The sequence below is a fragment of the Modestobacter sp. SSW1-42 genome, assembly GCF_046635825.1.
GTDB lineage: Bacteria > Actinomycetota > Actinomycetes > Mycobacteriales > Geodermatophilaceae > Modestobacter.
Map to the genome: position 1 here is coordinate 592428 of NZ_JBISCA010000004.1, position 11634 is coordinate 604061.

At 75.2% G+C, this 11634-nt stretch carries 9 protein-coding genes and 1 pseudogene; 9 read left to right on the plus strand and 1 reads right to left on the minus strand.

What is annotated here, in order from left to right; genetic code table 11:
* The 5 genes and pseudogenes from ACGBYP_RS17120 to ACGBYP_RS17140 form a co-directional block, all read left to right on the plus strand.
* A pseudogene (locus ACGBYP_RS17120) lies at positions 1-612 on the plus strand (radical SAM protein); the annotation flags it as partial.
* Positions 613-756: 144 nt separating this feature from the next.
* Positions 757-2130 (plus strand): lipopolysaccharide biosynthesis protein, encoded by a 1374-nt coding sequence (locus ACGBYP_RS17125; RefSeq protein WP_411586004.1) that lies wholly within the window; start codon positions 757-759, stop codon positions 2128-2130.
* Complete coding sequence (locus ACGBYP_RS17130) at positions 2127-4280, plus strand: glycosyltransferase (protein WP_411586006.1); 2154 nt, start codon at positions 2127-2129, stop codon at positions 4278-4280. Before ACGBYP_RS17125 ends, ACGBYP_RS17130 begins: the two co-directional genes overlap by 4 nt.
* Positions 4277-5320, plus strand: a complete 1044-nt coding sequence (locus ACGBYP_RS17135; protein ID WP_411586007.1) for a glycosyltransferase family 2 protein — start codon at positions 4277-4279, stop codon at positions 5318-5320. Before ACGBYP_RS17130 ends, ACGBYP_RS17135 begins: the two co-directional genes overlap by 4 nt.
* Positions 5317-6069: a polysaccharide deacetylase family protein gene (locus ACGBYP_RS17140; RefSeq protein ID WP_411586009.1), complete on the plus strand. Its 753-nt coding sequence runs from the start codon at positions 5317-5319 to the stop codon at positions 6067-6069. Before ACGBYP_RS17135 ends, ACGBYP_RS17140 begins: the two co-directional genes overlap by 4 nt.
* A 55-nt stretch (positions 6070-6124) precedes the next feature.
* On the opposite strand, the gene ACGBYP_RS17145 is transcribed toward ACGBYP_RS17140, so the two are convergent.
* Entirely contained in the window at positions 6125-7153 is a 1029-nt protein-coding gene (locus tag ACGBYP_RS17145; protein WP_411586010.1) for a glycosyltransferase, read from the minus strand.
* A gap of 242 nt (positions 7154-7395) precedes the next feature.
* On the opposite strand from ACGBYP_RS17145, the gene ACGBYP_RS17150 reads away from it, so the two are divergent.
* The 4 genes from ACGBYP_RS17150 (at position 7396) to ACGBYP_RS17165 (ending at position 11574) form a co-directional block, all read left to right on the plus strand.
* Positions 7396-8691: a hypothetical protein gene (locus tag ACGBYP_RS17150; RefSeq protein WP_411586012.1), complete on the plus strand. Its 1296-nt coding sequence runs from the start codon at positions 7396-7398 to the stop codon at positions 8689-8691.
* A 71-nt stretch (positions 8692-8762) separates the two neighbouring features.
* On the plus strand, positions 8763-10340 hold the full coding sequence (locus ACGBYP_RS17155) for a polysaccharide biosynthesis tyrosine autokinase (protein WP_411586013.1): 1578 nt from the start codon (positions 8763-8765) through the stop codon (positions 10338-10340).
* A gap of 31 nt (positions 10341-10371) precedes the next feature.
* Positions 10372-10935 carry a hypothetical protein gene (locus tag ACGBYP_RS17160; protein WP_411586014.1) on the plus strand — a complete coding sequence of 188 codons (564 nt, stop codon included), beginning with the start codon at positions 10372-10374 and terminating at the stop codon, positions 10933-10935.
* Between the two features lie 189 nt (positions 10936-11124).
* Positions 11125-11574, plus strand: coding sequence for an adenylyltransferase/cytidyltransferase family protein (locus ACGBYP_RS17165; protein ID WP_411586016.1), 450 nt, complete (start codon positions 11125-11127; stop codon positions 11572-11574).
* Positions 11575-11634: the final 60 nt, after the last annotated feature.

Here is an 11634-nt window from a genome sequence, read left to right on the forward strand (position 1 = left end):
GCCGAGACCGGTGGGGCGTGGACGGTCAGCGGAGGGGCGTCGAACGCGACGGTCTCCGGTGGGGCCGGGCACCTGTCGACGCCGGTGAAGGGCTCGTCGGTGGCGGCCTACCTCAACAAGGTGTCCTCGGTGGACACCGCGGTGCAGTTCTCGGTGGGCCTGGACGCGCCCACCACCGGTGGTGGGCTGTACGTGTACTCCGCGGCCCGGCACGTGGGCTCCTCGGACTACCGGCTGGGTGTCCGGTTCCCGGCCACCGGTGCGGTGACCCTGCAGCTGTCGCGGATGGTGGACGGGGTGGAGACCACGCTGAAGTCGGTGACCCTCAGCGGGGTCACCTACAGCCCCGGTCAGGTGCTGGTCGTGCGCTTCGACGTGGCCGGCAACGGCACGACGACGCTGTCGGGCAAGGCGTGGGTGAAGGGCAGCACCGAGCCCGCGGCCTGGCAGCTGACCGCCACCGACACCACCGCGGCACTGCAGTCCGCCGGTGGGGTGGGCCTGTCGACCTACCTGTCGGGCAGCGCCACCGTGGCCCCGGTCGTCCTGCACCTGGACGACTTCTGGGCCGGTGCCGCCGGCACCGCACCGCAGGCCACCCCCATGGGGTGACCGATCGCACGAGCATGGCCCGGGGCGCTCCGTCCCGGGCCATGCTCGTCTCCGCAGGACCCGTTCGTGCAGGCCATCAGGTCCTCGCGGACGAGGCGGTCCCACCAGGGACCCCCGCAGGAGCGTTCGAGGGGACAGCGACCGATGCCCGGCAAGCCCGACGACGGCGTGCTCACCAGACCCTGGGCCGGGGTGCTGCGCGGCGGCGGAGCGCGCCTGCTCGTGCTCCCCGTGTCCGCGGTGCTCGGCATCGTCGTCACCCGGCTGCTGATCGACGACTACGGGCCGGCTGCCTATGCCCAGTACGGCCTGCTGGTCGGACTCGGGGCGCTGCTGCCCTTCGCCGACCTGGGGATGGCCGCCGCGGTCATGAACGCCGTGTCCTCCTCGGCCCACCCCGCCTCCGACGACGCCGTCCGGCGCACCCTCGTCACGGCGCTGCGCGTCCTGGTGGCCTCGGCCCTGGTGCTGGCGCTGCTCACCGTGGCGGTGTCGGTCCTGGGACTGTGGCCGGCTCTGCTCGGCGACGGGCTGCTCCCCGGTCCGGGGCCGGCCGTCGTAGCGGGTTGCCTGCTGCTCATCGCCCTCGGCATCCCCGTCGGCATCGGCCAGCGGGTCCTCGTGGGCCTCGGCCGCAACCACGTGGCGATCGCCGTGCAGGGTCTGCTGACCCCGGTGGTGCTGCTCGTGCTGCTCGCGCTGGTGTGGACCGGGCTCCCGGCCGGCGGCGTCTTCCCCGTGGTCCCGTACGCGGTGACCCTCGTCCTCGCTCTGATCTGCACCTGGCTCGCCGCCCGGTCGACCGCCCCGGTGTTCGGCCAGGCGCTGCGTGCCGCCCCCCGGCTGCGCACGGAGCGCGGCGGACCGGTCCTCGGCGTGGCCTGGCCGATGCTCGTGGTGATGGTCGCCGTCCCGCTGGCGATGCAGAGCGACCGGCTGCTGCTCAGCCACCTGCGGGGCGACGCCGACCTGGCCCAGTACAACCTGGCGGCGCAGATGTTCGTCCCCGTCTGGTCCGTGGTCAACGCCGCCGGGCTGGCCCTCTGGCCGGTCTTCGCCCGGGCCCGCGCTGACCGGTCGTCCGCATCGCCGTTCCCGATGGCCGCGGCGTTCGCCGGGGCCGGTGTCGTGCTCGCCGGCGGGGTGGCCCTGCTGTCGCCCTGGCTGGCCGAGGTCGCCTCCGGCGGGAGGATCTCACTGGACGCGCCCCTGGTGGTCGCCTTCGCGGCGCTCATGGTGGTGCAGGCGGCCAAGTACCCCCTGGGCATGTACCTCACCGACGCCGCCGGGCTGCGCTTCCAGGCCGGCATGGTCGTCCTGATGGCCGCGGCCAACCTCGGTCTGTCCTGGGTCCTCACCGAGCGCTGGGGAGCGCCCGGCCCGGTGGTCGGCTCGCTGCTGTCGGTGGTGGTGTTCGAGTTGACCGCCAACGCCTGGTACGTGCGCCGGCGACTCCGGGACGCCGGTCCCGCCGTCACCGCCACGCCGGAGCTCGCCGTGTCGGGAGCCGGACGATGAGCGCCGCGGCCACCGTCTCCGCAGCCGTCGGCACCACGGCACGGGCGCCCAGGATGGGCGTGGTCGTCGTCAACTTCGAGGCGTCGTCGCTGCTCCGGGCCAACGTCGCCGACCGGGGCCTGGGCGGCCCGGACGACCTGGTCGTCATCGTGGACAACTCCCCGTCCGCGGACGAGCAGGAGGTGGTCCGTCTCCTCTGCGCCGAGCACGGCTGGCTGCTGGTGCCGCGACCGGACAACCCCGGGTTCGGAGCAGGCGTCAACGAGGGCATCGCGGCCGCCCGCTCGGCAGGCTGCGTCACCTTCCTGTGCCTCAACCCCGACGCGGTGATCTCCCAGGAGGTCCTCGACGCGTTGCGGGAGCACAGCCTGCGGGACCCGCTGGCCCTGATCGCCCCGCGCATCGTCGACTCCGCCGGTGCGCTGGTCTTCCGCGGGTCCCGGCTGGACCTGCGCGACGGGCGCATCCGCAGCCACCGGGACGACGACCCCGCCGTCCCCCCGGCCGGCTGGACCGACTGGCTGACCGGCGCCTGCCTGGTGGTCCACTCGGCGCTGGTCGACCGGCTCGGCGGTTTCGCCGACGACTACTTCCTCTACTGGGAGGACGTCGACCTCAGCCACCGCGCCCAGCTCGCCGGTGGGCACCTCGTGCTGCGCGCCGACCTGACCGTCCGCCACGACGAGGGCGGGACGCAGGGAGCTCAGCGCGGGCGGGCGAAGTCGGCCACCTACTACCGCTACAACTGCCGCAACCGGCTGCTGTTCGCGGCGCGCAACCTCCCTCGGCGGGACGTGCTCCGGTGGCTGGTCCGCACGCCGGCGGTCAGCCGCGAGATCCTGCTCCGGGGCGGACGCCGCCAGTTGCTGCACTCCACCCGGCCGTTGCGGGCCACCGTGCGGGGCAGCGCCGAGGGGGTGGGGCTGGCGCTCGCCGCCCTCGTCCGCCGGCGACCCGCCGCGCCGGCGGCCGACCACCGGCCGGCTGTGCTCGTGGTGCACCCGGGAGCCGAGCTGTACGGGTCGGACCGGGTCGTGCTGGAGTCGGTGACCGCCCTGGTCGCGGCCGGCCACCCGGTGACCGTGGCGCTCCCCGGGGACGGACCGCTGGTCGCCATGCTCCGGGGGCGGGGTGCGCGGGTCGTGACCTGCCGGATGCCGGTGCTGCGCAAGTCGGCGCTGCGTCCGGTCGGCGCCCTCCGGCTGGTGGCCGACGCGGTCGCCGGGTTGCCGGCCGCCGTCCGGCTGGTCCACGACAGCGACGTCGTCCTCGTCAACACGATCACCATCCCCTCCTGGGTGGTGCTGGCCAGGCTGCTGCGGCGCCCGGCGCTCTGCCACGTGCACGAGGCGGAGTCCTCGGCCCCCCGGCTGCTGCGCCAGGCGATGTCTTCCGCGCCCCGGCTGGCCGACCGCGTGCTGGTCAACAGCGGCTTCAGCCTGGCCGTGCTCGCCGACGTCGCGCCCCGGGTGCAGCGTCGGGCCGTCGTCGTCCTCAACGGTGTGCCCGGACCCGCAGAGGTGAGCCCCGCTCGGACGGATCTCACCGGACCGGTCCGGCTCCTCTTCGTGGGGCGGCTGTCTCCGCGCAAGGGACCCCAGGTCGCCGTCGCCGCGCTGGCCGAGCTGCTCGAGCGCGGCGTGGACGCGCGCCTCGGGCTCCTCGGCTCGGTGTTCGAGGGCTACGAGTGGTTCGAGGCGGAACTGCAGGACACGGTGCGCCGCCTCGGGCTGACCGACCGGGTGAACCTCCTGGGGTTCCGGCCCGACATCTGGTCCGAGCTGGCCGATGCCGACGTGGTCCTGGTCCCCTCCGTGGTCGACGAGCCCTTCGGCAACACCGCCGTGGAGGCCGTGCTGGCCGCCCGTCCGGTCGTGGTCAGCGCTACCAGCGGGCTGCGCGAGGCGGTCGCCGGCTACGAGTCCGCCCAGGCCGTGGCACCCGGCGACCCGGCGGTCTGGGCCGATGCCGTGAGCCGGGTGATGGCCGCCTGGCCGGAGCACCGGGCCGCAGCGCTGCGCGACTCCGCGGAGGCCCACCGCCGGCACGCTCCGGAGACCTACCAGGCGCGTGTGGCAGCAGAGACAGCAGCCGTGGCCGGTCGCCGGTCGCGGCCGGGGAGTCCCCAGGACGAGGAGCTGGACCGATGAGCACCACGACCGGCACCACCGACGTCGTCCGCGTGACGGTGGGTGTGCCCACCTTCCGCCGGCCCGACGACCTGCGCGCCCTCCTGCCGCTGCTCCTGGAGCAGGCGGCCGAGCTGGGGGTGCCCGGCGGCCGGTACGCCGTCGACGTGCTCGTGGTGGACAACGACCCGGCCGGCAGCGCCGCCGCGACGGTCGCCGAGTTCCCCGTGCCGCAGCTCCGCTACGCCGCAGAGCCGCGACCGGGCATCGCCGCGGTGCGCAACCGGGCGCTGGACGAGGCGGCGGGGTCGCAGCTGCTGGCCATGATCGACGACGACGAGCTGCCGCTGCCCGGGTGGCTGGACAACCTGGTCCGCACCTGGGAGGAGACGCGGCCCGCTGCGGTCTCCGGCCGCGTGCTGGCCGCGTTCCAGGAGGAACTGGACCCGTGGGTGGCCGCGGGGGAGTTCTTCCGCCGGCGCAGCCTGCCCACCGGTACGGAGGTCGGCACGGCCGCCGCGGGCAACCTCATGCTCGACGTCCAGCAGGTCCGGGAGCGCGGGCTGCGCTTCGAGACCGGCCTGGGCCTCAGCGGTGGCGAGGACACCCTGTTCAGCCGCGCGCTGGTGCGCACCGGTGGCCGGATCGTCTGGTGCGACGAGTCGGCCGCGGTCGACCAGGTGCCCGCCCAGCGGATGACCCGCCGCTGGGTGCTGACCCGCGCCTGGAGCCATGGCAACGCCTCCATGCTCACCGACCTCCGGCTGGCCGGTGGGCCCACGGCTCGCACCGCCCTCCGCGTCCGCGGCGCCGGCCGCGGCCTGCTCCGGCTCTGCGGCGGTGCACTCCGCTGGGCCTGGGGCACGGCCGGACGGTCTCACCGGCACCAGGCGCGCGGGCTGCGGACGTCGCTGCGCGGCGCCGGGATGCTGTGCGCGGTGCTCGGGATCGTCTACCTGGAGTACGCCCGACCGGGGGAGCGCAGGCTGCGGCTGGCCGGGGCGCGACTGCCGGCCGCGCCGACCGCCGGCGCACCGGGGACCACGGCGGTGACCGCGTGAGCGCACGGCCGCTGGGCACGCTGGCCCGCCGCACCACCCGCCCCCTGGCCCGCGGGCTGGCCGTCGCCGCGGGGTCGGTGGTGGGGTCGGTCGTCGCCGTCCGGACGTCGGCACCGCACGTCGTGCTGACCTTCGACGACGGCCCCGAGCCGGGGGGCACCGACCGGGTGCTCACCGCCCTGGCGGAGCGGGGGGCCACCGCGACCTTCTTCGTGCTGCTCGGCCGGGTCCGGCGCCACCCGCAGCTGCTGGCCGACGTGGTGGCCGCCGGGCACGAGATCGGACTGCACGGGGTCGACCACAGGGCCCTGACCGACCTGTCGTCCGCGGAGGTGACCCGCCGCACCGCCGACGGCCGGGCCGAGCTGGAGGACCGCACCGGCCGCCCGGTCCGCTGGTCCCGGCCGCCCTACGGCCGGCAGACCGTGCGGACCTGGCGGGCCGTCACCCGGGCCGGGCTCACCCCCGTGCTGTGGGGGCCGACGACGTGGGACTGGCGGGACATCAGCACCGAGGAGCGTCGCCGGGCGGCGCAGCGGGGGATCGGCCGCGGTGCCATCGTGCTGGCTCACGACGGGTTCGCCGGTCCGGCCGACGGGGTGGACGACGGGCCCGCGCCGATCCTGGACCGCGGCGAGCTGATCGGCGCCGTCCTGGACGACTACGCCGCGCAGGGGCTGGTGGCCCGCTCGCTGGGCGATGCTCTCGTCACCGGTGAGCTGGTGCGGACGGCCCGGTTCCGGCGCTGACGCCGGCCACCCGGGCCGTCCCGCAGGCCGTCGTGCAGGCCTCTGGCGCGGCCGGTCAGGCCGGTGTCCGCCGGAGGGCGTCCACCGCCCGCCGGTAGGCGGCCAGGTGCGCGAGCCCGGCCCCGTCCCACTCGCGGCGGTGCAGGTCCGGCCGGCCGGCCGGTGGCGTGGCACGCAGGGTCCGCAGCGCATCGAGCAGGCTGTCGGCGGTGAACGGACCGGGGTAGCGCAGCACCCAGCCGCCCCCGACCTCCTCGCCGAGGGCGCGGTTGACCGCGTTGTCGGGCACCAGCACCGGCCGGTCCAGCGACAGTGCGGTGAGCGTGCTGCCGGAGTTGTGCATCTCCCGGTACGGGAGCACGACGAGCTCCGCCGCCGACACCTCGGCGACCAGCTGCGGGTCGGCCACGAAGTCCAGGTCCAGCGAGATGCGCGGGTCGGCCGGGTCGACGGCGGCCCGCAGCTCGGCGGCGAGCTCCTCGCTCGTCGGTCGCCCGATCACACGCAGGCTCAGCGGCTGTCCGAGGTCACCGGTCGCGGCGAAGACCTCGAGCAGCCGGTCGACGTTCTTGTAGCGCCGGACCTGACCGAAGAACGTCAGCCGCCCGCTCACCACCTCGCTGCGCGGGTGCGCGGCGAACCAGTCGCGGTAGTGCCCGTGCACGATCGTCTCGACCGGCTCGTCGTCGACGGCGCCGGTCGATTCGTTGATCCGGATCCGCAGGGTCGTCCACCGGTCGGCGAGCCGGAGCAGGGCGGTCTCCCGGCGGCTGATCCCCTGGGGCAGTTCCAGGTTGTGCACCGTGCGCACGAGCGGCCGCCGGGTGAGCCGCAGCCGCACCAGCGCGACCAGGAACAGCAGCTGCCGGACCAGCGCCTTGAGGGGGCTCTGCCCGGACACCAGGATCTCGGGCCAGTGCGCGTGGAAGACGTCGAAGCGGCCGAGCAGGAACCGCCGCCAGGTGAAGGTGAGCAGCTCCACGCCCGGTGTCGCGGCGAGGCTCTGCCCCAGCATCACGATGTAGGGGTTGGTGGTCGGGCGGGGCGTCGGGAACGACTGCAGGACGACGAGTGGGCGGTCCACGCGCACCTCCTCCTCATCGGGTCTCCACCGGCCTGCCGGTGGCCGGCCGATCCTCCCACCGCGACCTCCCCGGCCCGGGCGGCTCGCGGGCGGCCCCACCCGACCGGGGGAGACCGTCCCCGTCGGGAGGTCACCGGCCCTCCGTGCGCCCTACAGTTCGCCCGCCGCACCCCGGTCGGGGCGCGCCCGGACCGCGCCCTTGCTGCCGGTCCGGGGTGACCGAGCGTGCTGGAGGGTGGGACGTGACCGACCTGATCGGCCTGGACCGCCGGCTGCTCGGCCTGCTCGCCCTCGCACTGGGGGTGCTGGCCGTCGTCGTGCTGCGGCGTTGGCCCCGGCTGGCCTTCGGCGTCTACCTCGCCGTGCTGGCCTTCGTGCCGGTGTGGGCGGGGACCACGGTCCGGGTGTTCCTGGAGCCGCAGGTGCTCGTCGGGCTGGTCGTGCTGGCCACCGTGCTGCCGGGGGCGGGCCGGTGGGCCGTGCGCCCGATCGCTGCCGACGTCCTGCTGGCCCTGTTCGTGCTGGCCTCCCTGGCGCCGCTGGCAGCCGGCCGGGCCACGCTGAGCAGCGTGTTCGTGGTGCTGGTCCAGTGGCTGGGCGCCTTCCTCGTGGGCCGGCTGCTGCCCGGGCGGGCGGGCTACGAGTGGTGCCTGCGGGCCGTCGCCCTCGTGTTCACGGTGGTGGCCGCGCTCGCCGTGGCGGAGTACCTGACCGGGTTCAACCCCTTCGTGCTGCTGCCCGGTGCCGCCGACCAGTACGCGGTCTGGGGTCCGATCCAGGAACGCGGCGGCGTGGCCCGGGCCGAGGGCGCCTTCGGCCACTCGATCGCACTGGGCGCCGCCCTGTCCATGGCCGTGCCCATGACGCTGGCGTCCTCCTTCCGGCTCGGCGTCCGGCTGGGCATGGTGCTCCTCATGGTCGCCGGGGTGGTGGTCACCTTCAGCCGGATCGGCCTGGTCTGCACCGTGCTGGGGATCGTCCTGTCGGTCCTGGTGCTCGCCGAAGTGCCCTCCCGGCTCCGCCTGCTGCTCGCGGGTTCGGTCGCCGTGGTCGGGGTCGCGGTGCTGCCGCTGGTCACCCGGGTCTTCACCGCTGCCGGCGACGAGGCGAGCAACAGCGCCGCCTACCGTGGTGACCTGCTCGACCTGGTCGGCGACATGCGCGCCCTGGGCCTGTCCTCCGTCTTCCACCGGTCGGTGACCGGCGACGTCTGGTTCGGGTCGTTCCGCTCCATCGACAGCGCCCTCCTCCTGCAGGGCCTCACCTACGGCTGGGTCTCCCTCGTCGCCGTGCTGCTCCTGCTGGCTCTGGCCACGGCCGCCGTCCTCACCCGGCGGGCGACGGCGCCGACCGTCGCGCTCGTGGCGCAGCTGCCCGCCTTGGCCACCGTCGCGCTGATCACCCAGTACTCCACGATGGTCTTCCTGGTCGGCGGACTCGCCGTCTGCGCCCACGCCGTGCGCCGCAGCGAGACCGCCGCGCCGCCCGCCGGGTCTGCTGCTCCGGCGGGGCTGGCGGTGCCTACCCCATGGGGGTGAACCCGGCTCCGACCTGCACTTCTGCCCGATAAGGTCCGGATCGGCACCCCATGGTCGGGGTGTCGGGGAGCATGACTAGGGGGACGAGCGTGGAGCTGCGCGACTACATCGAGGTGCTGCGGCGACGCTGGCGGTCGGTCCTGGCACCGGTCGTGCTGGCGACCCTGGCCGCGGCCACCCTCAGCGCGCTGGCGACGCCGGTCTACACGTCGACGGCGAGCCTGTTCTTCTCCCTGCAGAACGGCGACTCCGCCAACGAGCTGGCCCAGGGTGCCACCTTCACCCAGGCGCAGATGGCCTCCTACGCGACCCTCGCGGACACGCACACCGTGCTCGCCCCCGTCGTCACCGAGCTCGGGCTCCCCGGCGACGTGGGCGACCTCGCCCGGCAGGTCGAGGTCAGCGCGCCCAGCGACACCGTCGTCCTCGAGCTGTCGGTCACCGACCCCTCGCCCGTGCAGGCCGCCCGCATCGCCGGGGCCGTCGCCACCCAGCTGCAGGCCGCGGTGGCCGAGGTCGCACCCCGCAGCGCCGATGACAACGCCACCGTGCGCAGCACCGTGGTCGCGCCGGCGGAGGTGCCCACCTCTCCGTCCTCGCCCGACACCGCGCTCAACACCACCGCCGGGCTGCTGCTGGGCATCGTGCTCGGCGTGCTGCTGGCCCTGCTCCGCGAGGCGCTGGACACCCGGGTGCGCGGCACCCGGCAGCTGCGTGCGCTCACCGCGGCGCCGGTGCTGGGGAACCTGACGCTGGACGCCGCCTCCGCCTCCGGGCTGGTGCTGGAGGACTCCCCGCGCAGCCCGCAGGCCGAGCTGTACCGGACGCTGCGGACCAACATCCAGTTCCTGCAGCTCGGCGGGCGCCCCCTCTCGGCGGTCGTCACCTCCTCGCTCCCGGCGGAGGGCAAGTCGACCGTGGCGCTGAACCTGTCGCTGGCGCTGGCCGAGGTCTCCGCCCGGGTCCTGCTCGTCGACGCGGACCTGCGCCGCCCGACCGTGGCCGATCGGCTGGCCGTGGAGGGGGACGCGGGACTGTCGACGGTCCTCGTCGGTCGGGCGGCCTTCGACGACGTCGTGCAGGAGTGGGGGCCGCACGGTCTGCACGTGCTCACCTCCGGCGTCGTCCCCCCCAACCCGGCCGAGCTGCTGTCCTCGCCGGCCATGGCGTCCCTGGCCGCCGAGCTGAGCACCCGGTACGACGTCGTCGTGTGGGACGCTCCGCCGCTGCTGCCGGTGACCGACGCGCAGCTGCTGGCCCGGCACGTGGACGGTGTCGTCCTGGTCGCCGGCAGCCGCACGGTGCGCAAGGCCCAGTTCGCCGAGGCCCTGGAGTCGCTGCAGCGGGTCGAGGCCCGGCTGCTGGGGGTGGTGCTCAACATGCTCTCGCCGCACGACCAGGCGACCACGCGCGGGTACGGCAGCTACGAGCTCCCGGTCCTCACGCACTCGCGACGGACCCGGCTCGCCGCTCGCCTGCGCGGACGCCGGCCCGGCCGGCAGGCCGGGCCCGTCCTCCCGGCCCAGCCGTCCGCCGCCACCGTGCCCGCGGCACGCCGCCCGGGGTCCTCGCCGACCCCGGCCCCCGGTCCCCGGCGCCCGGTCGGCGCGGGCAGGGGCCCGGGCAACGCCCGGGGCGAAGCGCGCTGACCGCGGTGCCGGCCCTCGCGAGGGCCCGTCGATGACCACTGTCCTCACGGTCTGCACCGGCAACGTCTGCCGGTCGCCGGCCGCCGAGCGGCTGTTGACCGCCCGGCTCGCCCCGCTGGCTCCGGGGATCACCGTGGCCAGTGCGGGCACCGGCGCGCTCGTCGACGCTCCCGTCGACCCGCCGATGGCGGCGCTGGTCGCTGCGGCGGGGGCGGACGTGAGCGGCTTCGCTGCCCGACAGCTCACCGCCGGCCTCCTCGAGGCTGCGGACCTCGTGCTGGTGATGACCAGGGAGCACCGGGGGGCGGTCGTCCGCCTGGCGCCCGGTGCCGTGCGCCGCACCTTCCTGCTCCGCGAGGCGGCCGCCGTCGCGGAGGCCGTCGCCTCGGTGGGGTGGCCGGAGGACGTGGGAACCGGCATCGCCGACCGGCTGCGCGCGCTGCCCCGGCTGGCACCGGCACACCGTGGTGTCGCCTCGCTCCACGGGGCGGCCCTCGAGGTGCCCGACCCCTACCGCCAGGCGCCGGCGGTGTACGCGGAGGCCATCGCGACGATCACCGAGGCCGTCGGCCGGCTGGTCACCGCGCTGCGCTGACCTCCGTCACCCAGCTGGGTGCAACGTCCTCCTGACCGGGTGACGTCACCCGTCCTTTCTCACGCGGAGTGACTGGATGGCCGTAGCGTCGATGCTGCAAGCGCCACTCCAACTAAGGCTGGCCTGGACGTCGACACGCACAGTGACGGTTCGTCGGGGCGGCTGGCTCGCCACACCAGGAGGCAGACCGTGACCGTCGTCGGGTACGCACCAGGGGCCTACGACCTCTTCCACGTGGGGCACCTGAACATCCTCCGGCACGCCGCCGAGCACTGCGACCGCCTCGTCGCCGGGGTCGTCTCCGACGAGATGCTGCTGCTGACCAAGGGCCGGCTGCCGGTGGTGCCGCTGGCCGAGCGCCTGGAGATCGTGCGCAACCTGCGTTTCGTGGACGACGTCCACGCCGAGGTCGTGCCGGACAAGATCGACACCTGGCGCGAGGTGCAGTTCGACGTGATCTTCAAGGGCGACGACTGGCGGGGCACCGCCAAGGGCGACAAGCTCGAGGCCGACTTCGCCGCCGTGGGCGTGGCCGTGCACTACTTCCCGTACACGATGCACACCTCCTCCACGCTGCTGCGCAAGGCGCTGGCCAGCCTGGACGCCGCCCGTCCCGCGGGTGCCGCCGTCCTCGTCTGACCGGCTCCCGCAGGGTCACGGGGGTCTCCTCCCGGCGAGCCGCGGGGCTCCCGACAGCGG

Bases quoted from the DNA above. Each gene is read 5' to 3' on its own strand.
- ACGBYP_RS17130 (WP_411586006.1), top strand. From the start codon at position 2,127: ATGAGCGCCGCGGCCACCGTCTCCGCAGCCGTCGGCACCACGGCACGG.
- ACGBYP_RS17160 (WP_411586014.1), top strand. From the start codon at position 10,372: ATGACCACTGTCCTCACGGTCTGCACCGGCAACGTCTGCCGGTCGCCG.
- ACGBYP_RS17135 (WP_411586007.1), top strand. From the start codon at position 4,277: ATGAGCACCACGACCGGCACCACCGACGTCGTCCGCGTGACGGTGGGT.
- ACGBYP_RS17155 (WP_411586013.1), top strand. From the start codon at position 8,763: ATGACTAGGGGGACGAGCGTGGAGCTGCGCGACTACATCGAGGTGCTG.
- ACGBYP_RS17125 (WP_411586004.1), top strand. From the start codon at position 757: ATGCCCGGCAAGCCCGACGACGGCGTGCTCACCAGACCCTGGGCCGGG.